We start from the raw sequence: 26,794 nt of genomic DNA, 5'->3' as shown, positions 1-26,794 counted from the left end.
TTATAAATAAATTGTTATGGTGTTTTATGTGAAATGTTAATGATTGTGTGCGGTTTCATTGTTTATCTAAAACAATACGCGTGGTTGGCGTGGCTTATTTAACAACCCTAACTCTTTGAATCATTGACGCTTACTGTGAAATGTTCGATAAAAAGAGTAGAGAATGTGAGTAGTGATTCTTCCCAGTTTGTAGACGATGAATATCGTTTTGAGCCCACATTGCGGGCGAAGTTTTCACGTCGAAGGTGGTTCAATTGGAAAGGCATTGAGCTGCGTTTAGTATTAGCGCTTGCGATGTTGTCGATGACGACGATTTTTCTATCTGTCTTTTCGAGTTTCACATTTGATATTCTCAACCAGCGTCTTGTTGAACTCAAAGAGCAAGAGATCCCAGCACTTGATAATGCAGCTCGCCTAAATGACCGAGTGAGAGAGGTGATCACAACCTCGACTCAACTCAGTGGTGCTGAGTCGGATCTTGAACGCAAACAAGCGATGCTAAGAATTGAGCAAGCCATTTCTGAAATGAAGGGCATCATGGTTCAATTCCCTGATTATCACTCCTATTTCAAAGATTTGATTTCACAGGTTCACAACAGTTTAAGTTTGCTCTATCAGAGTGAAGTTGAGTCACAACAACTAAATAAAGACTTACGTAACCTACTGGAAGGCTTTTATCCGCTGCTTCAACAAGCCAGTGACGCGCTTGATCAGCTTCCTCAACAAAGTAAGCAACAGATTGATTTCGCTCAGCTGAAGGCTCTGCTCTACTATCAATTGGGTTTAGTCGAGAAGCTCTACAATGATTCGAGCTTTAATGAGTTAGATTACACCGGATATCGCTTAGAGCAGGTGGGTGAAGAGTGGTGGGCGATCTGGGTGAGTGGCGACTTAAGAACGGAGTTTCCTCAGCTAGACGCTCAATTGATGGTGATCTACAACTTGGCATCTAGCACTAGTGCTTTGTATGAACTCAAAAACAAGGCTTTGGATCATCGCTACCAAGAGATGTATTTTCTTCAGAATAGCCGGGAACATCTAAACCAGCTTACGGTTCAGATTGAAAGTCATACCAGCAAGGTCAATAGCAATATTGATCAATCCATTCAACAAGCTCAGCAATCTCTGCTTTCTAATCAACGACTGTCTCTGTTTTTGTCTTTATTCAGTGTGTTAGCGGCAGCGGCGATATCTTGGTTTTATGTACGAAAGAGTATTTTAGAACGCCTACTGCAGCTAAAAGACAACATGTTCGCGATTTCGACGGGGCATTTGGATACTGAGGTTGCGATTCGCGGCCGTGATGAAGTAACTCAAATGGCTAAGTATTTGAGGGTGTTCCAAACTACAGCCAAGGTGGTGAAACAGACCAACCGCAAACTCGAAGCAGAAGTTATTGAGCGTACGATTGCTGAAGAAAAACTTCGCGTAACTCAAGATGAGTTGATTCAGGCGGGTAAGCTTGCTGCCTTGGGTCAGTTGAGCGTCGGGATTACACATGAAATCAATCAACCGCTGACTGCAGTGAATAGTCATGTTCGCAGCGCGCAGCTGTGGCTTGAAAAGGGGCGTTCAGATAAAGCGGTAAATAATCTACAGAAGATTGAAACACTACTTGAGAAAGTCGCCGCTATTACTCGTCACCTCAAAGCGTTTTCACGCAAAAGTGATGGCAAGCTGACTGGCGTTGTATTGAATGATGTGATTACCGATGCGATTGAGTTATTTGAGAGTCGCCAAAGTAGGGTCAACATCGAATATTTTCCGCAGCAGCATCTAATGGTGCGAGCCAATAGCATTCGCTTAGAACAAGTTTTGGTGAATCTCATCAGCAATGCGTTAGACGCAATGGAACATAAAGAACAACCGCACTTGATTATTTCAACAAATGAGCATCCCGAGACCATCGAAGTATCAGTGAAAGATAACGGGTTAGGTATTCCTCAAGAAGAGCTTCCGCATCTGTTTGATCCATTCTATTCACGAAAAAGTTCAGGTAAGGGACTCGGACTTGGCTTGTCCATCGCTTACAACATCATTAAAGACTTTGGTGGCTCGATTCACGTTGAATCTCAACAGCACCAAGGCACGACTTTCATCGTCACTCTACCAAAAGGCACACTCTCATGACCCAAAACAACCACATTATTTTGATTGATGACGAACTGGACGTTGTCGAGGCGGTGAGTGAAATGCTTGAGCTCGAAGGCTTTGATGTCACGAGTTATACCGACCCTAATTTAGCGCTCAAGTCGTTGAAAGGAAGCAGCCAGTCTGTGGTGTTGAGTGATGTTCGAATGCCGAAAATTGATGGGTTGAGTTTGGTTAGTGCAATTCAACACAGAGCGCCGAATGTTCCAGTGCTATTGATGAGTGGTCACGGTGATATACCGATGGCGATTGAGGCGATGAAGCTCGGTGCATTCGACTTTTTAGAAAAGCCGTTAGATACCACTGAGCTGGTTGATAAGCTCAATTTAGCACTAACACAATGCCAGAGCTGCAACCCTCAAACCTTTGGTGATAGTGAAGAGAGTGATCTGCCCATTGAATCTGTTGTCATTGGTCAATCAAAGGGGATGGAGAGCATTCGTAAACAGGTTCTTGCATTGGCTCACACTGGTGTGGACACCATCATTAATGGCGAAACTGGCACGGGTAAAGAGGTGATAGCCAGGGCGCTTCATCAATTTAGTCGACGAAAAGCCAAACCGTTTGTGGCGATTAACTGTGGCGGTATGACCGAGAGCATCATCGAGAGTGAGTTATTTGGCCACGAAGCAGGTTCGTTCACCAGTGCCAACAAAAAACGTATTGGCAAAATAGAGCAGGCGAGTGGTGGAACCCTGTTTCTTGATGAAATAGAGAGCATGCCTATCGCTGTGCAAATCAAATTACTGCGAGTGATCCAGGAGCGAACCATCGAGCGTGTTGGTGGGAATGAGTTGATCCCCGTTGATATCGTTGTAGTCGCCGCCAGTAAAGCGGATCTCGCTAACCTGAGTGAGTCGGGTGAGTTTAGAGCCGATCTTTTCTATCGCTTGAATATTGCCAGTCTGAATCTGCCTGCCCTGCGCCACCGAAAAGAGGATATTCAAGTGCTGTTTCGACACTTTGTGGTGCAAGCCAGTCATAAATATAAGACTCGCCCATCAACGATCTATCCTGAACAAATTCAGCAGTTGTGTCGTCATGAATGGCCGGGCAACGTGCGCGAGCTACGTAATGTCGCAGATCGTTTTGTGTTGGGTATTGTGGGTGATGGCTTTGATCTTCAATCGCCAAGCTGTGAGTCGACCAACGGTGAATTTGCATTTGAAAAACAGATGGAGCAGTACGAACGCAACGTGTTAACGGAGGCTTTAATTGAGAGTGCTGGCAACATCAATGATGTGTCAAACAAGCTTAACTTACCGCGTAAGACCTTGTATCGAAAGATGAAAAAACATCATCTTGATAAAGAGAGCTTCAAGATATAGCTGAGGTGATCTCGAACTGAGTTGAGATGAAATGAATAAGACAGTAATGACCCATTTAATTAATCAATAAATTAATATCATCATCAAGTGTTTGTAATATAAGGTTTTTAACATTTGGCACAATGTCTGCAATTACCTAGTGTGGCTTAAAGCCATTGCGGCTTATAACAATCTGGCTTAAAGCCGCAGGCAGGTTATCAGTCTCTATACTGCATCCGCACCTTTTATCAATGAGCGGGGCGTTAAAGTTGGAGACTGAATGGCCAAATTAAGGAAAGTAAAAAATAATTGCTTGTAGCAAGGAGATACAAACATGAAGCAAATTCTGAAAGGTTCGATTGCTTTGATACTCGGCGTAAGTTCGATGACAGCATGGGCAGCACAAGAGTCTGCCAACCTTGGACCTCGTCCCCTCTTTTTAATCAACAATATGGACGAAGGACCGCTGAAAACTAAGCTATTGAGTTGCAGTGAAGGGCCTTTCCAACGCAGTGACTTTTCTATTGGTCACCGTGGTGCGCCAATGCAGTTCCCGGAGCACACCAAAGAATCTTATCTCGCGGCGATTCAAATGGGGGCAGGCATCTTGGAATGTGATGTGACCTTCACCAAAGACAAAGAACTTGTCTGCCGTCACTCACAAAACGATTTGCACACCACGACGGACGTACTGGCTCACCCAGAGCTTGCGAAGAAATGTACGGTTCCATTTAAACCAGCTAACCCAGCCACGGGTGAAGACGCTCAGGTGGAGTGCCGCACTACGGACTTTACCTTAGCGGAGTTTAAGACTCTTAAAGGGAAAATGGACGGTGCCAACCCGAAAGCGACCACGGTTGAAGAGTACATGAATGGTACGCCTGGTTGGCGAACTGACCTTTACAGTCAAAGTGGTACCTTGATGACTCATGCCGAGAGCGCAGCGCTGTTCAAACAGCATGGCGTGAAAGTGACACCGGAGCTTAAATCAGCGGTCGTCGAGATGCCATTCAATGGCTTTAGCCAAGAGATGTATGCTCAAAAGTTGGTGGACGAGGTTAAGGCTGCTGGCTTTGATGCGTCTGAAGCTTATCTGCAATCGTTCAATCTTGATGACGTCAAATACTGGATCAAAGAGAACCCTAAGTTTGGTGAGCAAGCGGTTTATCTAGACGATCGAGTGTATGAACAAGCGGATTTCGTTGCTTCGATTGAAAACATGAAAGAGCTACAAAAAGCGGGTGTAAACATTATCGCACCGCCGTTGTTTGCTCTGGTTGAGCTGGATAAAGATAACCAAATCGTGGCCTCTGACTACGCTAAGCTGGCGAAACAAGCCGATCTAGACATCATTGCTTGGACACTTGAGCGCTCTGGCCCACTGGCGCAAGGTGGTGGTTGGTACTACCAAAGCGTAAAACAAGGCATCAACAACGATGGCGATATGATGAAGATGCTAGACGTTTTGGCGCAAGACGTTGAGGTGTTGGGTGTATTCAGTGATTGGCCTGCAACGACAACTTATTACGCTAACTGTATGGCACCAAAAGCCTAAGTGAGCCGATGAGATAGGTGGTTTGAAGCGAGCTGTCTGTCTCCATGATTGGATTACATCAATCTGCTTTATTAAGAGCCTTCGGGCTCTTTTTTTGGATCGATAAGCATGGGACAAAAGTGACCCAAATTCATATTAATTGCTTGGACACAAATGACTCAAATCTATTCGCTTAAAATTTAATACATTTTAAGTTATTGAAAATAAACAAAATAATAGTTGGCACAAAGGGTGCAATGAGAGGCTCGACCCTCAACAAAAAGTAAAAGTAAGGTTTGAATATGAAAATCAGTGTTAAAGGACTGTTAATCGCTAGCTCCCTACTACTTCCTTCAATGGCTATGGCAAACGACTGCTCTAGCCGTGGTGTGTTAGACGATCGATACTGTGATGAAAACCAAGATTTAGTGGCAGATTCGCCTAAAAATCCAGATGAGTGGAATGACCCGAGTACGCTCGTGTTTACTTACACTCCTGTAGAAGACCCGGCGTTGTATAAAGATGCATTTGCCGATTTCCAAGCGCACCTAAGTAAGATTACAGGCAAGCGCGTCATTTACTACACAGTGCACTCTAACTCTGCACAAGTGGAAGCGATGCGTTCTGGCCGTCTGCATGTTGCGGGTTTCTCAACGGGTCCAACGGGCTACGCAGTTAACCTAGCGGGTTACGTTCCAATCGCAGTGAAAGGTGATGAGTCAGGCTTCCAAGGTTACAACCTAATCACTATCGTGCGTAAAGACAGCGGCATCAAGACGATGGCTGATCTGAAAGGCAAAAAGGTTGCGCATACTTCTGCGTCATCAAACTCTGGCAACCTTGCACCACGTGCACTTTTCCCAGCAAAAGGCTTAGTGCCAGATCAAGACTACAAGGTGCTTTACTCGGGTAAGCATGACCAATCTATTTTGGGTGTATTCAACGGAGACTACGATGCTGCGCCTGTCGCATCTGATGTTTACGACCGTATGGTTGCAGCAGGGCGTGTTGACGCGTCAGAGCTTAAAATCATCTACCGCAGCCCACGCTTCCCAACTTCAGCATTTGGCTACGCTTACAACCTGAAACCAGAGCTTGTTGACAAGATTAACGAAGCCTTCTTTAGCTACCGCTTTACCCCAGAAATGAGCGCAGCATTCAAAGGCGCTGACCGTTTCTCTCCTATCTCTTACAAAGAAGAGTGGGGTGTGATTCGTGATATTGCCCATGCAACGGGTACTGCTTACACCAAAGCGGGTCTGAAAAAGCTTGCAGAAAAAGATGCGGCCAAACGCGCGAAGAAAAAAGCAGCTGAGCTCGCAAAACAAGCGAACAGTCAGTAACTCCTCTCCAATTACCTTTTCACTTATTCACTGAATAAGTTGTTTTAAGTCGATGCCCTCACGGGTAGGGCATCGCTCATTTTAAATTTGCACAAGGAAACGCAGTATGGCCGTAGCTAGCTATGACGGAATTAAGATTAACGACCTGTATCACGAATACGTAGCAGGGAAGCCGATCCTTAAAGGAATTAATATCGATATCGATGAACCAGGGATCATCGCCATTATTGGCCCATCAGGTACGGGTAAAAGTACACTGCTTCGTTGTATCAACCGTCTAAATGATCCAAGTAAGGGTGAGATTTTTTTTGATGGCTCTGACCTGACAAAGCTGCAAGGTCAAGCGCTGCGTAAACAGCGTCGTCACATCGGAATGGTTTTTCAAGAGTACAACCTAGTAGAACGATTGACCGTTATTGAGAACGTACTGAGTGGCCGATTAGGTTACATGACGGCTTGGAACGCATGGCGTCGTAACTACTCTTCACAAGACCTTGCAAAAGCGTTTGAACTGCTGGAATTTGTTGGCCTTCAAGATTTCGCCAACCAGCGCGCAGACAGCCTATCTGGTGGTCAAAGACAGCGTGTTGGTATTGCTCGTGCAGTTATGCAAGACCCATACATCTTATTGGCCGATGAGCCTACGTCATCGCTGGATCCTAAAACAGCGGTAGAAATCATGGAATTGATGGAAACCTTCGCCGAGCAGAAGAACATTCCGGTGCTGGTTAATATTCACGATGTGAGTCTGGCGAAGCGCTACGCCAAGCGCATCATCGGTATGTGCAATGGCAAGGTGCATTACGATGGCAGCCCTGAAGGTATCTCAGAAGATGACCTTAAGATCATCTACGGAGGTGAGTCATGGCTGGATTAACCTCAAACTCATCGCAGACTCAATACCAGAACCCATTCAAAGCGTCATGGACAAACCGTGCGATTGTGGTGGCGATTGTCGCTTACCTCTTTTACAGCTTTTCGACACTGGGTTTAACGCTTGAACGATTGATTATCGGTTTTGGTGAAAGTGAGCGTTTACTATCGCGTATGTTCCCGCCAGATTTTTCACGCACCAACTTACTGTTGAGTGGATTGGCTGAGAGCTTGCAGATAGCGATCATTTCGAGCTTCTTTGGCATCGTTATCTCTCTTTTCTTGGGTTTGCTAGCCGCTAGAAACATGATGCCATCCATTGTATCCACTCCAATACGATGCTTTATCGCACTATGCCGCTCTTTCCATCCAGTCATCATTGCGATTCTGTTTGTAAAGGCGGTGGGTTTCGGTGCACTGGCTGGGATTTTGACACTCGTGTTCGCATCAATCGGCTTCATCGCCAAGTTGTTTGCCGAAGCAATTGAAGAGATCTCTTTTAAACCGGTAGAGGCGATTAAAGCGACAGGAGCAAGCTTTGTGAGTGTGATTCTGTACGCGGTAATGCCACAAGTATTCACTCGCTTTATTGGCTTTGCTAGTTATCAGTTGGACTCAAATCTACGTAACTCAACCATGGTTGGCATCGTTGGTGCGGGTGGTTTGGGTGGCACACTGTTCTCCGCATTCCAGCGCTTCGACTACGACTTTGTCGCGGCTATTTTGATCACCATTATCGCTTTGATTCTTGTAGGTGAATTTCTTTCCAATATCGTTAGGAGAATTTTCTGATGACAACAGCATCTATTGATAGAGAGTGGCAGCGATTTACTCCTAATGAACGCATCGCTCGATTTGCCATTTATCTGAGTTTGGTGAGCGCGATTGTGTGGTCTTGGCAAACTGTCGAAGTGATACCTGAGTTTCTGTATGACGCGCCTGCACAGTTTGCGGACATGTTTCAACGTATGTTGCCGATGGATTACGGGTTTTATCCAACGACCATTCATGACGCGATGATTGAGACGCTGCACATCGCAACGCTTGGCACGCTGTTTACTCTCATTTTTGCGATACCTTTAGCGCTATTAAATGCGCCAAATATCACGCCAAATAAAAGTTTGAATTGGATCGCTCAGTTCTTCCTAGTCTCTTCACGTTCAGTGAACTCTCTAGTTTGGGCTCTGCTTTTCATCGCCCTGTTTGGCCCCGGTGTTCTTGCAGGCATTATGGCAATTGCCGTCCGCAGTGTAGGCTTTGTAGGGAAGCTGTTAGCGGAAGCCATTGCCGAAGTGAACATGGGGCCAATTGAAGCTTTACGTGCGACTGGCGCATCTTGGATGAGTGTCTTATTGAAAGGCTATTGGCCACAAGTGATGCCAGCGTTCTATTCGATTGTTCTGTTCCGTTGGGACATTAACGTTCGTGAGTCTGCAGTACTTGGCTTGGTAGGCGCTGGTGGCATTGGTGTGGTACTGAATGATGCTCAGAACTTGTTTGAGTGGCAGAAGGTTTCAATGGTACTGGTGAGTATTTTTGCGGTCGTGATTATCGCGGAAGCAGTCGTGATTCATATTCGTAACAAACTGATCTAATGAGGTATTCCCTAACGTAAAACTGTGTGATTGAGAGCTTTTGTCTAGCCTTATTAAGCTCAAACGACCCTAGGAGTCTCGGTCTTCCTAGGGTCGTTTTTTTAGGCTTACTGCAGCGGATTACTCAGCTGCATAGTGTTAAAATACGCAGTGTTTAGCAAAGTCGCCGGCTTCGTTTGCGGTCCAATCGCCTTTTGGTTTCTCTTTCATATCTGTACACCAAGCTTCACTGCCTACCTCAGTACAGGCCATCAATTGGCTTGCTAAGAAAAGTACAAGTGCGATCTTTTTCATAATAAACATCCTTTTATTGCATTGTTCCATAACGATAATGGATTCCATACTACTCGCTATTGGTGACATCGCCAATACTTTGTATGGTTTAGGCCCTTAAGGCAATTTCGTTTGTCGATCAAAAAAGCCAGCGCGTAGGCTGGCTCTTAATATTCTGTTTTCCTTATCAATTCACCTTATATGGTGAAAGAATGCCGAGTTAAACTAGCTTCATTTCTTGAATGATGTCAGACGCAATTTCTGGCTTAGTGCTAGTCGGTTTTGCATGAAGATCGGCTTTAAGTTGTCCTTTTCTATTGCTTAGACCCGTTTCGAGTTTCTTGATTGCTGCGGCAACGGCAGGGTACATAATATCGTCTGTCGCTTTGGCTGTTACACGCACACCTTCGTAGTTTGTGAATACCTCAACTTGATGTTGGTTGTGCTCTTTTGTGATGATGATGTCGCAGCTGATCAGTGATGGAAAGTGGTTAGCAATCTTATCGAACTTGCCTTCGATGTCTTTGCGTGAGTCGTCGTTAATTGATACGTGATGTGTTTGAACGTTTACTTTCATAAATCATACCTTTCCAATGACTGTGTCATTTAAACGTAGCAAACATCCGTTAGATTAACCAACAGCAGAAATACACATGTGTGATTGAGTTCAGTGTTATCAAATAATCTGTAGTTTGACTCTTGAAAGTCACCAAAACAGTGCGCATATTATGTCTCGTGATTTTGATACATGTTTATTTTCGCACCATACCAGACGAATTACTCTAGTTTGTCTCTCCCCGGCAGTAATTTATCCCTTCAAGCCAATTACTCTCAATATTAGTCACTTTTTATACAACTGCTTACTTTGCGCTTATATTGAGTCCGAAAACCGTCAGTCGGCATCACAGCTTTTAATATTCCTGTTCCAGTTTTCGCGTTTTATGCGGCTTATCATGGATGTGTGCGAGGAACATTAAGCAGATATGATTCAATAAAAAAGGCAGCGTAATGACTGCCTCAATATTATCCGTGGGAAATGTCTCATCAATCGAATTGGTAAGATGAGGGCACCACGATGACCCCTTCTTTGGAAATATGAAATCGCTCGGCATCGGCTTTGCTATCGACACCAATCACGGTTCCCGCAGGCACCTTCACATGCTTGTCGATGATGCAGTTTTGAATATGACAGTTTTTGCCAATCTCAACATTCTCAAACAGAATGCTATCGATCACAATTGCGGCGTTCTCAACCTTCACCTTGGGGAAGAAAATCGAGTTTTGCGCTGAACCGCCTTCAATCACTACACCATTGGCGATCATAGAGTTGATAAATATACCTTGATTACCCTCAACAGAGGCAATGGTACGAGCTGGAGGCAGCTGTTGATCGTAGGTACGAATTGCCCAATCCGGTTGATAAAGGTCGATAGGGGATACTGGCTTAAGTAGATCCATATTGGATTGGTAGTAGGAGTCAATCGTGCCGACATCTCTCCAATAAGCGTCTTGTGTCACTCGACCCTCTTCACTACCAAATTTATAGGCATAAACACTCTGGTAGTTCACCAGTTTCGGGATGACATCTTTACCAAAATCATGGCTAGAGTTTGGATCTTCAACATCATCCAATAGGGCACGGGTCAGCACCTCTTTATCAAAGATATAGATCCCCATTGATGCCATGCTGCGAGTTGGTCTACCAGGTACACACGCTGGGTATCGTGGCTTCTCAGTAAAGTTTTGGATTTGGTGGGATTCGTCGATTTCCATAACCCCGAACTCTTTCGCTTCATCAATCGACACTTCCATGCACGCTACTGTTAAGTCCGCTTCGGTCTGCTTGTGCTGTTTTAGCATCGGCGCGTAATCCATTCGGTAGATATGATCCCCAGAAAGCACCACGACATGTTTCGCATCACTGCGAGAGAGTAAGTATAAGTTCTGATAGATGGCATCAGCTGTACCACTGTACCAACTGTCTCCAGTACGCATTTGTGGAGGGACATTGGTGATGAACTCGCCAAGCTCAGGGTTGAGTACCGACCAGCCATCACGTAAGTGTTTTTGTAAGGAGTGCGACTTGTATTGGGTGAGTACAAGAATCTGTCGCAGCCCTGAATGTAAACAGTTTGCTAACGTGAAGTCGATGATTCGATATTTACCTCCAAATGGAACAGCGGGTTTTGCACGGTTGTCTGTTAATGGGGAAAGCCGAGAACCTACGCCGCCTGCGAGGACGATAGTTAGAGTGTCTTGCATGTCAGAACCTCAATGTATTTATGATTATGCCAAGATCATTGCAAGCATTGAGCCATGTGTAAGTTATTGAATTATAGTAATGACTGCGAGCTTTGAAGCGTAAGTGCACCAGCACGGCACAACGAGTGGGGGTAAGGGGGTGTTTTGCACAGGTTTGGTGCAAGGAGACTGTTGGTGCTCTTCATTAACAAAATGATGCACGGGAAAGTTGCATTACAAAAGTGTCAATAAATTGGGTGTATAGAGTGATCGAGGTTAAATAAATTTATATAAATACTCATAACTTTTCACAAATTGATTTCCATCAATAATGTAGGGTTATTGTGTGCTACCTTGCACGCAAAATAAGAAATGATTACTGACTCATCAATAAGTAAGCCCTACAAAAGGAAATAATAATGAAAAAAACAGTATGTGGTATTGCGGTTCTTTCAGCCCTTATGTCTGCTAACGTTCTTGCTCACAGCGAAGGCGACTTCATCGTTCGTGCAGGTGCTGCTATCGTGTCTCCAAACGACAGCAGCGGTGACGTTCTAGGCAGCTCTGCTCTAGAGTTCTCTGTAGATTCAAATACGCAACTAGGTCTAACGCTTGGTTACATGTTTACGGACAACATCAGCTTCGAAGTACTAGCAGCGACTCCATTTTCTCACGGTATCTCTGTAAACGGTGTTGGTGAAGTAGCTGAAACTAAGCACCTTCCACCAACGTTCATGGTTCAATACTACTTCGGTGACTCTGAGAGTGACTTCCGCCCATACGTGGGTGCAGGCATCAACTACACGGTATTCTTTGATGAGTCTTTAACTGGGACAGGTAAAAATGCAGGCCTGACAGACGTATCTCTAGACGACTCTTGGGGTCTAGCAGCAAACATTGGTATGGACTACATGATCAATGATGATTGGTTCCTAAACGCTTCAATTTGGTACGCAGACATCGGTACAACTGCAACATACAAAACAGCGACAGATACGTTCAAAACTGATGTAGATATCGACCCATGGGTATTCATGATCGGTGGCGGTTACAACTTCTAATTTGACGCACTTTTAAGTCGTTCTAATTAGTCCATCGCTTTAACTTTAAGCGCTCAAGCACCAGCCAGCTTGGGCGTTTTTTTGTTTGGTCGATAATGAATAAATATATAACTGATCTATCAATGTAACTTTTTAGTAACCTCGTTGTCTGCGTTCTGTCATATAAGCCCTCTAGGATTGCGGTTCTCGCTCATGGAGGATTTATGAAAAAGCACGTGTCAAAACTCACTGGATTTAATCTCAACACCACTCAACTTGTTACTTCCGTCTCTGTCTCGCTTGCGCTGATGGGGTGTTCACAGTCAACATCAATCCAAGATGCAGCATTTTCTGCGCCTGCTGCGTTTGGTTATCAATGTCAGACTCAGACAGCGCCAGTTTCGTCTTCGGCTGAAGTGACTGGGCTTCGTCTCATTGGGACGTCAGTAGCAAATGCCCCTTTTGACACGTCTGCGGCTGAGATCGTGAGTTACGATGCGTGTACCGATAAATTGTATGTTGTGAATGCACAAGCGAAGAAGGTCGATGTACTTGCTTTGGATGAAAGTGGTAAACCGACCAGCGAAGGTTCGATTGATCTTCAATTAGCCGCGCAGGCTGCGGGTATCGATATTGGTGCCGCGAACAGTGTCTCTACTCATCATGGCTTGGTGGCGGTTGCCATCGAAAACGCAGATAAGCAAGCGAACGGCTTAGTCGCACTCTATCGCTCGGATACATTGGAACTTATTACCACATATGGCGCAGGTGCTCTCCCAGATATGGTGAGCTTTTCAAAAGACGGCCGCTATTTAGCAACAGCTAACGAAGGCGAGCCGAATGCTGATTACACCATTGACCCTGAAGGAAGCGTTACGCTCATCGATTTGATCAATGGTCCACAAGATGCCGTTGTCACTCAAATTGATTTCAAAGACTTCAATCAAGGACAAGCGCGTCATAATGAATTGACCGACAAAGTCCGTATCTCTGTACCGAACGCTTCTGTAGCTCAAGACCTTGAGCCCGAATACCTGACTTTTTCTGACAACGGCAAGCTCTATGTCGCGCTGCAAGAGAACAACGCGTTAGCCGCGATTGATGTTGAATCTGCAAGCGTTGATGCCATCTTTGGATTGGGCGGTAAATCTTGGGCCGAGTTTGAATTAGATGCATCCAACAAAGATAAAAAGCTAGGTAATTTCCAAAGCTACGAGATGCTTGAAGGCTTGTACATGCCTGACAGCATTGCGAGCTACAGCGTCAACGGTGAGACTTTTATTCTAACAGCTAATGAAGGGGATGGCCGAGAGTACGGTATCGATACCACGCAAAAAGTGTGTGACGAGTTAGGCTACAAGTGGGACGGTGATGATTACCAAGGTACCGCTGACTATGCGACAGAAGAGGACTTCTGTATCGCTTACGTTGATGAAGTTCGCGGTAAAAAGTTGGATGTCGTTGATGATCACCCATTGGCTGATGCACTTAAAGACAACAAGAAATTGGCTCGTCTAAAAGTAATTAAGCCTCAACAGACGCTGCAAGCTGACCAAAAAGTTCAAGCGTTTGGTTCTCGTTCATTCTCTATCTGGAATGAAGCTGGCGAGTTGGTGTTTGATAGCGGTGACGACTTTGCGAAAATCGTTTACCAGCAACAACCAGAGCACTTCAACAGCACCAATGACAATAACATGAGTGGTGATGATCGCAGTGATGATAAAGGTGTGGAGCCTGAAGCGATTGAAGTTGCGAACATCAATGGTAAACATTACGCCTTTATTGGCCTAGAGCGCCATGGTGGCATTATGGTTTACGACGTTACCGATCCTAAAGAGAGTCGCTTCATTAGCTACCTCAATAATCGAGACTTCTCTCAACCGGTGTGCACTCAGGTTGATGAAGATGGGGATTGTGACAACGATACCTATAATCCGAAAGCGGGAGATTTAGGACCTGAATCTATCAAGTATTTTAGTCGTTCAGGCCAACATTTTATCGCGGTTGGTAACGAAGTAAGTGGTACTACATCGGTGTTTCAAATTGAGTTTTAATCTCAACTTATAATATTTGTTGAAAATGGAAGGGTGAGCTTAGGCTTGCCCTTTTTTATTGATAAGTGATCAATTTAACACTTGTTTCACATTTGCACTGTAATTTATTGCACAATATTCGGTCGCAGAGTAATGTTTTAAACGGTTCGAAAAACGATCAGTTAATAAAACCTGTAGCTAGGTTTAGATCTAATTACGGTTTAATAATCAAGGAGATGATTGTGCTTAAACGTAATTTATTAGTGGCTTTATTCGCGATTTTACCTGCAATGGCAAGTGCTGAAAACTACTCAATCGGTACTGGTGGTCAAAGTGGTATCTACTATCCATTTGGTGGTGCTCTGGCTAAGGTTTGGTCTGAAAACGTGCCTGATGTGAATGCAAAAGCGGAAGTGACAGCGGCTTCGGTAGAGAACACGATTAAGGTAGTACGTGGCGATATGATCGCAGGTATTGCTATGGGTAACGTTGTTCTGGATGCGTACAACGGTGAGGGTAAATTCCCGAAAAAAATGCCTGTGAAAACCCTGTTTGCTTTGTATCCAAACCTAGTTCATACCATCACGCTTAAAGATTCTGGTATTGACTCTCTATCACAGCTAAAAGGTAAGCGTGTTTCTCTAGGTGCACCAGCAAGTGGTACGGCGGTAACATCGGCGGCACTACTAGAGTCTATGGGTATTGATGTTAAAAAAGATATTGATGCGGTTTACCTAAACTACTCAGAAACGACCAACGCATTAGCAAATGGTCAAATTGACGTTGGCTTTATCGTTGGCGGTCAAGGCGTAGGCGCGGTGACTCAGATTGCGCTAACTCATGATATTAAAGTGCTTTCGATCTCAGACGAAGAGAGCGCAAATTTCATGAAGCAGTACCCAGCTTACAGCGCTTATGACATCCCAGCGGGTGTTTACAATAAGGTTGATCCTGTATCAACGTTGAGCGTTTGGAACGTGTTGGTGGTTAACGCGAATATGAGTGATGACATGGCCTACAACCTAACGAAAGCGGCCTTTGAAAACATTGGTGACATTCGTAAAGTGGTGAAAATGGCAGAAATGACAACACCAGAAAACGCGTCTCGACTACAAGGTGTACCACTACACGCTGGTGCTCAAAAGTACCTAGATTCAGTCAGCAAGTAATACATCTACCTCAGGGTAAGTGATCTCTCACTTACCCTTTTTTATCAATTCGTTCTTATCCAACAGGCATTAATATGGATATTACTCCTGATAATCAACACCCTTCTTCACACACGCTTCCGTACGAAAAACTGGTCAATGTTATGGGTTACCTAACACTGGTTGTTGCGGTGGCATTGTCGGTTTTTCAAATTTGGCAGGGTGTTAGTTCAACCATTTCCGCGACCTATTTCAGACCTATTCATTTGTGTTGGGTGCTGGTATTGATCTTCCTTCACTATCCGTTGATTACCAACCGTGAGAACAAGTTTTTTGTGGTCGGTAAGCTTATCGATGTGATCTTGTGTGGCGTGGTGGTATTTGCAGGATACCGTTTGTGGATCTTCGACTACAACGATATCAACCATCTATTCTATGGTCTTCAGTTTGCCGATATGTTCGCTGGTTGTACTTTATTGGCATTGTTACTGGAAGGCTGTCGACGTACGGTAGGGTGGGTGATGGTGTTCATTGCAGCTCTATTTCTTGCATACAGTGCATTGGGCGACATGCTACCAAGTGGCTTTGCAATTAAGGCATACAGTTTACAAGAGCTGATCCAGTTCCAGATCTATTCTGCAAATGGCGTATTTGGGTCAGCACTCGGCATTGCTGCGACAACGGTATTCATCTTCGTGTTGTTTGGTGCTTTTCTTGAAGTCACGGGCGCAGGTAAGTTCTTTATCGATCTCGCATTCTCGATTGCAGGTAAATACCGTGGCGGCCCAGCTAAAGCGGCAGTACTGGCTTCTGCAGGTTTAGGTTCTATTTCAGGATCTGCGATTGCAAACACAGTGACGACTGGCTCTATCACCATTCCGATGATGAAGAAGCTTGGCTATAAACCAGAGCAAGCCGCGGGTATTGAAGCGGCTGCCTCAACGGGTGGGCAGATCATGCCTCCTATCATGGGGGCGGGTGCGTTCGTTATGGCGCAGTTTACCGGTGTGCCTTATAGCGAAATCATGATTGCTTCAATTGCGCCAGCGATACTCTACTTCTTCTGTACTCTGCTCTACGTTCACCTGATGGCGTGTAAATTGAATCTGCAAGCTGTCAGCAAAACTGAAGCGGTGATTGCCGTGATGAAAGACGGTGCGCATCACCTTATTCCGTTGATTCTCATTACTGTGTTGTTGATGATGGCTTACTCGCCACTGCTGGTGGGTGTAGCGGGCTGTACCGCGATTCTAATGACAGCTGCACTTCGCAAACATAGCCGTATTGGTCTGAAGAAGTTCATCGAAGGCATGAAGAATGGTGCGTTAATGGCGCTACCTATTTCTGCGGCTTGTGGTGCTGCTGGCATTATTGTTGGTGTAGTTGGGCAGACAGGTATCGGTCTTCAGTTCACCCAGTTTGTAATGGACTTTTCTGGCGGCTACATGCTCATCGCATTGGGCTTAATCAGCTTGGTAGCCTTGGTTCTCGGAATGGGTCTACCAGTAACCGCGGCATATATCGTACTCGCGGTGATGGCGGTGCCAATGCTGACAGACTTTGGCTTACCTCTGTTAACGGCTCACCTTATCGTATTCTGGTTGTCGCAGACTTCTAACGTAACGCCACCAATTGCGCTTGCAGCCTTTGCTGGTGCAGGTGTTGCTAATGCGAATCCAATGAAGTCATCCGTAGAGGCATTCAAGCTAGCGGGCGGCCTGTTCATCATCCCAATCATGATGGCCTACACCAGCATCGTGAACCCGAACGATGGTATGCCAGCGCTGCTATTCTCTATCGTTCAAACACTGACCATCATTGTCGCTATCGCCATTGCGATTGAGGGTTATCTGATTCGTTCACTGAATATGGTTGAGCGTTTGGTGGCATTGCTAGCCATCCCACTGTTACTCCTCAACCCGTTCGGCTTAGGTCCTCTGGGTATCGCCATTATTATTGGCCTAATAGTGATTCAATGGCGCAGCCGTGAGGTTGCTCAACAAGCCTAATCTGTATTAACGCTATATAAATATGAGAAAGGGATCTGAATGTTCAGATCCCTTTTTGTTTACTACGAAATCGCGTAAAACCATTGCCTTGTTTTAACCTAGTTAACTTTTAGATTTAGAGAAAACTGCTTCTCTATTAAACGTGACTATTTTCAGGCAACAAATGTACCCCGAGTTTTCCCATTAGTTTTATAGGTAAGCCAAGTAATTTATAAAACTGTCATTTCTTTAGCGGAATGTTGCTGTTGCATATCTCAGATTGATTGTTGAATGTTAAATATTTGTTGATCAAATGTTGTTCAAAATTAATGTGGTCAGACCAAGTGGTGGTTAAATATCCATCTGATTTTGGAGAGCTTAAATTTATCGCAGTGCTGCGTTCTTGTTGAATTTAAGATCAGACACCTTTTAATAATTAAGGAAAGTTTAATTATGACAACTTATCGTACGCCGTTAGATCAGTTGAAAATTAATGTTAAAAAGCACCCCGACAAAGTGTGGCTGCACCAACCTGTTGAACGAGAGTGGCATACCTATACGTGGCTTGAGGCAGATATTACAGCTCGGAAAGTCGCAAAAGGTTTGCTCGATTGTGGGCTCATCGAAGGGGACAAAGTCTCGATCATCGCTAAAAATTCGGCAGAGTGGTACATATGTGACTTAGCGATAATGATGGCTGGCTTAGTTAGTGTCCCGATTTACCCTACAGCAAGTTCAGACAACATAAAGTACGTATTGGAACATAGTGGCGCTAAAGCGATGTTTATTGGCAAGCTTGATGATTCCATAGAGCTTAGTAAAGCTATATCTGAATCGTTAGTTACCATAGCAATGCCTAGCGCTAAAGTCGACGGTAAGCTTGATTGGCATGCTTGGTTGTCGATGTTAACGCCACTTGAAAATATTAATTCCCCTAGCCTTAACGATACTTTTTCGATCATCTACACCTCTGGAAGCACTGGTTTGGCAAAGGGAGTTGAACTTAGCTATTTAAACGTTGCGTCGTCAGCAACATCTGGCAGTGAGATATTTTTTCAACCAGGGGAAACTCGCGTTATGTCTTACCTGCCATTAGCTCATATCACTGAGCGTTGTGTGGTAGAGCTTCCATCGATTTATAATCCCGCTGAAGTATTCTTTACTGAATCAATTGATACCTTCATTGAAGATGTTAAATATGCTCGTCCAACGGCTTTCCTTTCCGTACCAAGACTATGGACCAAGTTCCAGTCTAAGATCTTAGCTAAGATGCCTAATAACCGTTTACAGCTGCTACTAAAAATCCCGTTTATTGGCCAAATTGTCGCGCGTAAAATACGTGAAAACCTAGGACTTCAAGACACGGTTTTATTTGGATCTGGTAGTGCACCTATTTCCCCAGAAGTGCTCCTGTGGTTCCACAAGATCGGTATTAGTATCGGCGAAGGTTGGGGGATGACAGAAACGTCAGGCCTATCGTGCAGCAATGTCCCTTTTGATTTCGAGCACCTTGGAACAATTGGAACGCCTCAACCGTGTGTAGAAATGAAATTGTCTGAAGAAGGTGAAGTTCTGATCAAAGGGGATGCTGTCTTTTCGGGATATTACGCAAATGATGAAGCCACCAAAGCCGCTTTTGAAGAGGGTTGGTTTAAGACGGGTGATAAAGCTGAGCTTAATGCTGATGGCTCATGGCGAATTATTGGACGAGTAAAAGAACAGTTTAAGACGAGTAAAGGAAAGTACGTTTCACCTGTTCCCATTGAAAGCAGCTTAGGTAGGAATCCAGATATTGAGCAAGTATGCGTCATGGGGATTGGTCGAAAACAGCCGATTGCATTAGTTGTTTTAGGTGAAGGCACACCTAGTACCGCAGCCCATGTTCGAAAAGAACTGAAAGCTACCTTAAAGAAAGTAAACAGAGAATTAGAAGCCCATGAAAGACTCGATCACCTGATTGTTGTGGAACAGCCATGGAGTATTGAGAATGGCTTGCTAACACCTACGTTGAAGCTTAAAAGGGACCAAATTGAACAACGTTATGAACACTTACTTAACTTGAACTTGCCTTATGAGGTAATCATTGAAAGTAAATTAACAGAGAAAGATAAGTCTTCTAGCACCGCTTACTCTAAACGAGTATCTGCAAGCGCATAAATAATCTAAATTAGACGGAACTAACAATGTCACAGCTATTAAGAAGGACAGACAACTTATCTAAGTTGTCTGTGAATAAGCACAACTATGCATTTAGCTTTTTTAATTGGCCACAAAATATTGAAGATGACTCATGGTGGCAATCTCCAGATATTTTAAGTGTTAGTCTTACTGAAAAATTCGAAATTTTTTCTGAAGAACAACTTAAAAAGTTATCTAAATGGGAGTGCGTCAATACTTTTAGCCTCAATTATACCGGAGAGTTGGAGTTGATACATGAGGTAAGCCGAGTATTGAATAAAGTTACACTAAAAGATGCTAGAGAATATCTTTTTCATTTAATTGACGAAGAAAATCAGCATATGTGGTATTTTCATAAGTTTTGTAAAGACTATACCAATACAGTTTATCCGAATAGAAAGTTTCAATTAGAAAATCCAGTATTAACGCCTTCCGAAGAGCAGTTTTTAATATTCGCCAGAATATTGATTTTTGAAGAAATTGGCCACCATTATAATATTGTTAATGCTAAAGATGAGCGTGTTCACCCTTTTATAAGAGAAATAAATGAAGAGCACTACAAAGATGAATCAAGACATATAGCATATGGTCGTCAACTGCTTGAATACTTGGCTCCAGCAGCGCTTGAAGGTGAGGGAAGTCCTCAAATGTTAGCGAAGCAGCTACAAACATCGATAGATATTAATATTGGAGCACTCTATAACACATCTGCATATCGTGATGCTGGGATATTAGATCCATTAGCACTGAGAACTGAGCTGATGACCAATCCTGTGCGCATGGAATTCCATCGAGAGAAATTATTAAAACATGTCACTCGATTGCTCATTAGGTGCGGTATACCTTTGGAGGAAGCTTATCAATGAGTAATAAAATGGAACAGGGATTTTTGGAGTTGTGTGAATGGCTACAAAAACGAACAAAATTAAATTCACCAATTGCACACGATACTGATTTAATCAAAAACAAAATTGTAGATTCTCTTATTTTTGTTGAGTTCTTAATGGTTATCGAACAGTCAACAGGATTGACTATTGAAGTTGATGAAAATCTTCATGATAAAGTGAAAAACTTAGCTTCGGTAAAAAAATATTTTTTTGAGGATGAAAGCCAATATGTCTAATAAAAGTCAACAGATCAATTTAATCGAACTTATTAAACAACCTCTTTATGATAGTCAAGAATCTATTTTTATAACTGGAGCGACAGGTTTTTTAGGAGGTAATTACCTTTACTGGAAGTTACATACTTCGGGTAAAGTATTTGTTCTATCTAGGGGAGAATCTGAACAAGAGGCACTTTCGCGCATTAAAAACAACTTAAAATCCTGTGCACAAAGTTATGATCTGCCGGATATCCCAGAAGATGAATTAGAGCGGAAGCTCGTATGTGTTCGAGGAGACCTCAAGTCACAAGGATTAGGTCTCAGTGAAAAGCAGATAATACAGTTACAACAAGAAAATATAACTGAAATATGGCATTTCGCAGCAAGTTTATCTTATCGTTGGGAAGACCAAAATAAAATTGATGCGACAAACTTAATAGGTACTCAAAACTTACTGGATGTTTCAAAAAAGTTGAAAGTTAAGCGATTTATTTATATATCAACAGCATATACCGCAGGTAAAACTAGCGGCTCAATAAAGGAGCAACTGCATAGCGAGGGTACAGAGTTTACCAACTATTACGAACAGAGTAAGTGCTATGCGGAAAAGTTAGTTTCACAATATACCGCATCTATGGGGATTGCTTCCACGATAGTCAGGCCTTCCATTGTTTTGGGCCCAGTATTGACTCAGCGCAGTGGAGGAACTCGATTTGGTTTGTATGGATTTTTTAATGAGATGTATCAGATCAAATCAACGTTATCTCAGTTAAACCATAAAATTCGACTTGTAGGCGATCCCAAAGCTGTTGGCAATTTTATTCCTGTCGATCAGGTAGTAGCAGACTTACTATATCTACGATCAATTAATTTTGGTACACAACCTATTTATCATTCTGTAAATCCTTCAAACTTAAGGATCTTTGACGTGATTAAACAATGTGAACAACACATAGGAACGGATTGTATTGACATTGTTGATTCTAGAGATAGTGAAACGACAACACTTGAATCAATGTTTGATGGAAGAACAGAGTTTTATGAAGGATATTATGGCACGTTGAAATCTTTTGAACGTTCATTGCCTCATCATAAGCCAATGTCACTAAACGTTATGAATAACTATATCCGTATGTTTCAAGAAGAACTTGTTCTTGAAGGTAGCGATGATTCGTTTGAACGTCATCAAGTAAAGACTTGGGATGGTAACTTACTAACTGTATATAGCATGGGGTCACCTAACAAAGAGACGATCATTATTGCTAACGCATATGGGATGCCAGTTGATTTTATGCAACCTCTCGCCTCTCGCTTGTCACGAGATTATCACGTTATCACTTGGGATACCCGTTGGGTGCCTGGAATTACTCAAGGTTTTGAATTAGAAAAGTGTCACTCATTAACGCATGCAAAGGATGCGATAAGCGTACTCGATTCCTTCGGTGTTAAACAAGCTTCAACGATAGGTTGGAGCAGTGGTGTCCAAGTTGTACTGCGAGCCTTGAGTGCATTTCCTGCTCGTTTTTCTTCTGCAGTACTCTTAAATGGTGGAATTTCATTGAAGAAAAAAAAGTTACCAGTAAGTGAATTCGAACAAAGTTTGAAGAGTCTTCTCCCTAAAATTAGCTCGTCTCGAAGAAATGCAGAACTATATTGTCAGTTGATATATGGAAACATCCAAGGAGATGCTGACGATAAAAAAGCAATCAATTCGGTAATAAGTAGCACTGACCCGAGATTAATGGCAATGACAAGCCTACCTTATCAAAACAGTGAAATGTTGTACCGATATGCCAATATGATGAACAACCTATTTAATGAACGAGACGATGCATATACAAGTGATGTTCATCAACCGGTATTAGTTGTTGGTTGCCAGAGCGATGAAATTACACATCCTGAATCTGCTGTTGAGCTGTCTAGGTGTCTGAGTAATGGTCGATTGTTAATGTTAGAAGATAGTGGTCATTTTGCTCATTACTATGACAGCTCTCTTGCGAAGTCAATCATTCAATTTATCGTTCAATTTAAAAAGGATCAAGAAGGTGTTCCAGCTTAGTCTTCGACTTAAGCAAGCTTTTCAAGCACACCGAGAACGACCTGCATTATGGGTAAAAAACGTAACATATACCTATGAGCAGCTTGAAGGCCGCGCCAGTCAGTTGGCGCGACCTTTACAGCAGCTAGAAAAACCCAATGCATTACTACTGGTTGGAAAATCGTTCGACGGTTATGCTTCTATACTTGCTTGCACGTTATCTAAAATAACTTACATTCCTCTCAACAATACATTTCCTGTTGAGAAGATTGCCTCAATTATTCGTACGAGTGGATGCAGTACTTTATTGGTCGATGAAGAAAGCATTGACTTACTAGAGTATCTATTACCTTTGTGTGATAGGAAGCTGAAAATTATTCGTTCATATGATTTATCTATGGATATCCATAAGGATGAGATCTTCAAAATAGGTTCTAGACGTTGTGAGCGTACTTCAGTTAGCAATGAACAAAAGTTTGATAATTTGCAAAGTTCTTATGTTTATCTAATGTTCACTTCAGGTAGTACAGGATTACCAAAAGGTGTACCAGTTAATGAGCAGAACTTACTTAATTATTTAGATGGTATTACTTCACTGTACAACTTTGATCATCTAGATAGACATAGTCAGTTTTTCGATTTTACGTTTGATCTATCGGTTCATGACATTTTTGTTTGTTGGACCACTGGTGGGTGCCTATATGCAGCCACTGAGTTTGATAAGTTGCTTCCGACTAAGTTTGTTAACACCCATAAGTTAACAGTCTGGTTTTCCACGCCATCAATGGTGACATTTGCGAAGCAGGCAATGGGGGAACGTTTTCAGTTTGAAAAGATGCCAACATTGAAACATAGCCTTTTTTGCGGCGAGGCTTTAACGGACAGTGTTGTTGACGACTGGAGTTGTTTGGCTGAAAACTCAACATTGGACAATCTGTATGGGCCAACAGAAGCAACTATTGCGTTTACTTTGTTTAGGGTTAATAGAGACGATGAAGAAGCGCATCCAATAGTCCCAATTGGAAAGCCTTTTGGCCAAAACCGCTGTGTTATTTTGAATGATGAGCTGCTCCCTGTCGAGTTTGGTGAAGTGGGTCAACTTTATTTAACAGGGCCTCAGGTTGTCGATGGGTATTGGACAGATAGTGATAAAACAAACCAAGTTTTTATAGAATGGTCACCATGCAATGATAGCGTTGTTCAACGACTTTATAAGACCGGAGATTTGGCGAGCTCTGACTCTAATGGAGTAATATACTTCCATGGACGTATCGATCATCAAGTTAAGCTCAGAGGCTATCGCGTAGAGATACAAGAAATTGAATCATTGATCCGGCGTTTTACTGGTTCAGACCGGATTGTAGTCGTTCCGTACCCTTATGGAGAAAAGGTGTGTACTGGTTTAACTTTGTGTCATAACGAGCTTGGTTTAAGTTCCCAGGATCTAGTTGAACTTTGTCGTTCGGCGCTACCTACATATATGGTGCCCGATACCATCGCGTTTTTAGATAACCTTCCTATAAACAGTAGTGGAAAGTTAGATCGTAGAGCCATTACGGAGCTGTTGAAAGTCAATGAATAGAGTTTTTACTGGCACTCAATCATGTATTTTCTGTCAGATTAATCGTGATCAGTCTGCTCACTTCCTCATTGCGAAGTCTAACGGTCTGAAAGCTGTACTTGACATACGTCCGATAATGGAAGGTCACTTACTTATTCTCAGTAGAAGTCACGTCTCTCATCTTGAAGAGCTACATGATGATGAATACAAGGAGTTGTTCTCGTTCGCTAAGAAGTTGGGGCAGAAAGTTATTGAGGCATTTGATGATGTCAATGATTATACATTGGTGGTAAACAATGGAAAATATTCAGGACAGCACATTCCTCATGCTCATATTCACATAATTCCCCGAAGGAAATGGGACAACATTAACTTTTACTGGCGATTACTTACAAGGTTTATTAACCCGACCGTTTCAAAGAGACGTTTGTTAAAAGTGTCTCAAAAACTGAAAAGTCATTTTTGACTTAGCTATTAAATAAGGACCTAAATCAGGTCCTTATTGCTAAGCTATACTTAATCCGAGTTTAGGTTTTTTCAATGATCATGTTTACGGTATTCCAGTTTGCGTTTCATGTCTTATTGGATTAAGAGTTATACGTTAGCATTATCATCATTTATACAGTAATTGATCATTTCTCTACTCTTTGATTTTGGGCTATTATTTTCTTGATAATACGAAGGGTACGTATGACGGGGAAAATGGATATCTCATTGCCTAATGATTTCTTTGAATCGGTCTTGAATTCACTTCTTGCACGAATACCCTTGTCATAGCCCAGATACACAGCGATGGTTCTTAATGAGAGTCACGCCTTAACCGAAAGCCACCTTCCTTACTTTGTCATTACCCATCAAACATTACCGATAGAAAACAAGCTGAAATCATGGTGACGTTAGCGTCAGAGAAAGATCCGTTAACCGGTATTGCGAATCGCAGAAAGTTCGACTTGTTTGCTAACGAGCATTGGATAATTAACCTAAGAGACTCCACCCCAATATCGATAATCATGATTGATATCGATTTGTTTAAAAAGATCAACGACACCTGTGGTCATACATTTGGTGATCAATGCTTGGTGAAAGTCGCGAACGTACTAGAACAGGCGTGCCGACGACCAACCGATTTGTGTGCGAGGTATGGCGGTGAGGAGTTCATTGTGTTCTTAGGGAATACCTCGCAGCAAGGTGCAAGAAAAGTCGCTGAGTGGATCATCTTTAATCTTCGTAACATGAAGTTGTTCGAAGACGTCGACATAGATATGCCATATCTAAGCGTTAGTATTGGTATAACCACAAGCACCTCAGATGGCGATACTCGGTTACGTGATGTGATTCATGAAGCAGACGACTGTCTGTACCAAGCGAAACGCAACGGTAGAGACAGAATAGAGAGCAGTTCTGATGGAGATACAAAAATGTGTTTTCAACAAACAAACCGCAAATAAAAAGGGACCTGTAATCTATTCCTAGTTACAGGCCCCTTCTTTATTCAACGTCAATTATGACGTGATGTTTATTATCACGTGAATCTTATGGCTCTTGCTTAGTTGGTGCTAGAGCGATTTCACGAATACATACGTTTTGTGGTTGCTGGTAAGCGAATGATACTGCGCGAGCGATGTCGTCAGCTGCTAGTACGCCACCCATTTGTTCTTTCCACTCACCGTAACCATCTTTAATCTCTTGAGATGTCGTGTGAGAAAGAAGCTCAGTTTCTACCGCACCTGGTGCAATCGTTGTTACACGAACGTTTGCTGCTGCCACTTCTTCACGCACATTTTCAGAGATAGCGTGTACCGCGAATTTAGTACCACAGTAAGCAGCGTGGTTCGGGAATGTTTTCTTACCCGCGATTGAGCTGATGTTGATGATTGTGCCGCTGTTACGCTCTTTCATTGGCGCAAGAACAGCTTGCATGCCGTTTAGAAGACCAAGCACGTTTACATCAAACATGCGCTTCCACTCAGATGCATCTTGCGTATCGATTTGGCCTAGAAGCATTGCGCCAGCGTTGTTGATCAGCGCATCAACAGGGCCGAACTTCTCTTCACCTTGTGCAATTGCTGCTTCGAATGAAGCTTGGTCAGTCACGTCTACTTTTACTGCTAGAGAGTTTGGCAGGTTCAATGCTTCAAGACGGTCAATACGACGAGCTAAAAGCAGCAGAGGGTGACCTTCATCGCTTAGACGACGAGCGATTGCTTCACCAATACCAGAGCTAGCACCTGTGATTACGATTAGTTTTTTCATGTTTATTTCCTCTGTACTTTCATGTCGTCGTATGACGACTTATTGTCTAAGTGCAATTGAAACAAGGTGTTATTGACTTGCTTCTTTGCGATGGGGGTATATTAAGGAAAACTGCATTGTTGATATATAGCGC

At 43.1% G+C, this 26,794-nt stretch carries 22 protein-coding genes; 18 read left to right on the top strand and 4 right to left on the bottom strand.

Annotation, left to right across the window (positions count from 1 at the left end):
* Positions 1–165 precede the first annotated feature (165 nt).
* From L1D60_RS00220 to phnE (L1D60_RS00190), 7 genes are all read left to right on the top strand, one after another.
* A complete protein-coding gene (locus tag L1D60_RS00220; RefSeq protein ID WP_239839189.1) occupies positions 166–2,130 on the top strand; it encodes an ATP-binding protein in 1,965 nt (654 codons plus the stop codon).
* On the top strand, positions 2,127–3,479 hold the full coding sequence (locus L1D60_RS00215) for a sigma-54 dependent transcriptional regulator (RefSeq protein WP_239839188.1): 1,353 nt from the start codon (positions 2,127–2,129) through the stop codon (positions 3,477–3,479). Before L1D60_RS00220 ends, L1D60_RS00215 begins: the two co-directional genes overlap by 4 nt.
* 313 nt (positions 3,480–3,792) lie before the next feature.
* Positions 3,793–5,013 (top strand): glycerophosphodiester phosphodiesterase family protein, encoded by a 1,221-nt coding sequence (locus L1D60_RS00210; protein WP_239839187.1) that lies wholly within the window; start codon positions 3,793–3,795, stop codon positions 5,011–5,013.
* A 281-nt stretch (positions 5,014–5,294) separates the two neighbouring features.
* Positions 5,295–6,335 carry a phosphate/phosphite/phosphonate ABC transporter substrate-binding protein gene (phnD, locus tag L1D60_RS00205; RefSeq protein ID WP_239839186.1) on the top strand — a complete coding sequence of 347 codons (1,041 nt, stop codon included), beginning with the start codon at positions 5,295–5,297 and terminating at the stop codon, positions 6,333–6,335.
* A 106-nt stretch (positions 6,336–6,441) separates the two neighbouring features.
* A complete protein-coding gene (gene phnC, locus L1D60_RS00200; RefSeq protein WP_239839185.1) occupies positions 6,442–7,212 on the top strand; it encodes a phosphonate ABC transporter ATP-binding protein in 771 nt (256 codons plus the stop codon).
* The gene (phnE, locus tag L1D60_RS00195; protein ID WP_239839184.1) at positions 7,200–8,000 is read left to right on the top strand and encodes a phosphonate ABC transporter, permease protein PhnE; all 801 of its coding nucleotides are present in this window, start codon (positions 7,200–7,202) and stop codon (positions 7,998–8,000) included. Before phnC ends, phnE (L1D60_RS00195) begins: the two co-directional genes overlap by 13 nt.
* Positions 8,000–8,803, top strand: a complete 804-nt coding sequence (gene phnE, locus L1D60_RS00190) for a phosphonate ABC transporter, permease protein PhnE (RefSeq protein ID WP_032553432.1) — start codon at positions 8,000–8,002, stop codon at positions 8,801–8,803. The genes phnE (L1D60_RS00195) and phnE (L1D60_RS00190) overlap by 1 nt, the downstream gene beginning before the upstream one ends.
* Before the next feature lie 138 nt (positions 8,804–8,941).
* Here phnE (L1D60_RS00190) and L1D60_RS00185 read toward each other — a convergent pair whose 3' ends face one another.
* From L1D60_RS00185 to glgC, 3 genes are all read right to left on the bottom strand, one after another.
* On the bottom strand, positions 8,942–9,097 hold the full coding sequence (locus L1D60_RS00185; protein WP_150868545.1) for a DUF3012 domain-containing protein: 156 nt from the start codon (positions 9,095–9,097) through the stop codon (positions 8,942–8,944).
* 199 nt (positions 9,098–9,296) lie between these two features.
* Positions 9,297–9,653 carry a ribosome-associated translation inhibitor RaiA gene (raiA, locus tag L1D60_RS00180; RefSeq protein ID WP_239839183.1) on the bottom strand — a complete coding sequence of 119 codons (357 nt, stop codon included), beginning with the start codon at positions 9,651–9,653 and terminating at the stop codon, positions 9,297–9,299.
* A 467-nt stretch (positions 9,654–10,120) separates the two neighbouring features.
* A complete protein-coding gene (glgC, locus tag L1D60_RS00175; RefSeq protein WP_239839182.1) occupies positions 10,121–11,338 on the bottom strand; it encodes a glucose-1-phosphate adenylyltransferase in 1,218 nt (405 codons plus the stop codon).
* A 398-nt stretch (positions 11,339–11,736) separates the two neighbouring features.
* On the opposite strand from glgC, the gene ompW reads away from it, so the two are divergent.
* The 11 genes from ompW to L1D60_RS00120 all read left to right on the top strand — a co-directional run bounded on the left by ompW (position 11,737) and on the right by L1D60_RS00120 (position 25,856).
* Positions 11,737–12,378 carry an outer membrane protein OmpW gene (gene ompW / locus L1D60_RS00170; protein WP_239839181.1) on the top strand — a complete coding sequence of 214 codons (642 nt, stop codon included), beginning with the start codon at positions 11,737–11,739 and terminating at the stop codon, positions 12,376–12,378.
* A 287-nt stretch (positions 12,379–12,665) separates the two neighbouring features.
* Positions 12,666–14,411, top strand: a complete 1,746-nt coding sequence (locus L1D60_RS00165) for a choice-of-anchor I family protein (RefSeq protein ID WP_239840414.1) — start codon at positions 12,666–12,668, stop codon at positions 14,409–14,411.
* A gap of 215 nt (positions 14,412–14,626) precedes the next feature.
* The gene (locus L1D60_RS00160) at positions 14,627–15,559 is read left to right on the top strand and encodes a TAXI family TRAP transporter solute-binding subunit (RefSeq protein WP_032553426.1); all 933 of its coding nucleotides are present in this window, start codon (positions 14,627–14,629) and stop codon (positions 15,557–15,559) included.
* Between the two features lie 74 nt (positions 15,560–15,633).
* The gene (locus tag L1D60_RS00155; protein WP_239839180.1) at positions 15,634–17,547 is read left to right on the top strand and encodes a TRAP transporter fused permease subunit; all 1,914 of its coding nucleotides are present in this window, start codon (positions 15,634–15,636) and stop codon (positions 17,545–17,547) included.
* 432 nt (positions 17,548–17,979) lie between these two features.
* Positions 17,980–19,683, top strand: coding sequence for an AMP-binding protein (locus L1D60_RS00150; protein WP_239839179.1), 1,704 nt, complete (start codon positions 17,980–17,982; stop codon positions 19,681–19,683).
* 26 nt (positions 19,684–19,709) lie between these two features.
* A complete protein-coding gene (locus L1D60_RS00145) occupies positions 19,710–20,570 on the top strand; it encodes a diiron oxygenase (protein ID WP_239839178.1) in 861 nt (286 codons plus the stop codon).
* Positions 20,567–20,827 carry a hypothetical protein gene (locus L1D60_RS00140; RefSeq protein WP_239839177.1) on the top strand — a complete coding sequence of 87 codons (261 nt, stop codon included), beginning with the start codon at positions 20,567–20,569 and terminating at the stop codon, positions 20,825–20,827. The genes L1D60_RS00145 and L1D60_RS00140 overlap by 4 nt, the downstream gene beginning before the upstream one ends.
* Positions 20,820–22,868: an alpha/beta fold hydrolase gene (locus L1D60_RS00135; protein ID WP_239839176.1), complete on the top strand. Its 2,049-nt coding sequence runs from the start codon at positions 20,820–20,822 to the stop codon at positions 22,866–22,868. Before L1D60_RS00140 ends, L1D60_RS00135 begins: the two co-directional genes overlap by 8 nt.
* Positions 22,855–24,429 (top strand): AMP-binding protein, encoded by a 1,575-nt coding sequence (locus L1D60_RS00130; protein ID WP_239839175.1) that lies wholly within the window; start codon positions 22,855–22,857, stop codon positions 24,427–24,429. The genes L1D60_RS00135 and L1D60_RS00130 overlap by 14 nt, the downstream gene beginning before the upstream one ends.
* Positions 24,422–24,874: an HIT family protein gene (locus L1D60_RS00125; protein ID WP_239839174.1), complete on the top strand. Its 453-nt coding sequence runs from the start codon at positions 24,422–24,424 to the stop codon at positions 24,872–24,874. Before L1D60_RS00130 ends, L1D60_RS00125 begins: the two co-directional genes overlap by 8 nt.
* Positions 24,875–25,295: 421 nt before the next feature.
* Entirely contained in the window at positions 25,296–25,856 is a 561-nt protein-coding gene (locus L1D60_RS00120; protein ID WP_239839173.1) for a GGDEF domain-containing protein, read from the top strand.
* Positions 25,857–25,941: 85 nt separating this feature from the next.
* Here L1D60_RS00120 and L1D60_RS00115 read toward each other — a convergent pair whose 3' ends face one another.
* Positions 25,942–26,661: an SDR family oxidoreductase gene (locus L1D60_RS00115; RefSeq protein ID WP_032553424.1), complete on the bottom strand. Its 720-nt coding sequence runs from the start codon at positions 26,659–26,661 to the stop codon at positions 25,942–25,944.
* Positions 26,662–26,794: the final 133 nt, after the last annotated feature.

The sequence above is a fragment of the Vibrio sp. Isolate30 genome (genome assembly GCF_022397975.1).
GTDB lineage: Bacteria > Pseudomonadota > Gammaproteobacteria > Enterobacterales > Vibrionaceae > Vibrio > Vibrio fortis.
Note: the sequence above shows the minus strand (reverse complement) of the source record. Positions and strands in the feature narration are given on the sequence as shown.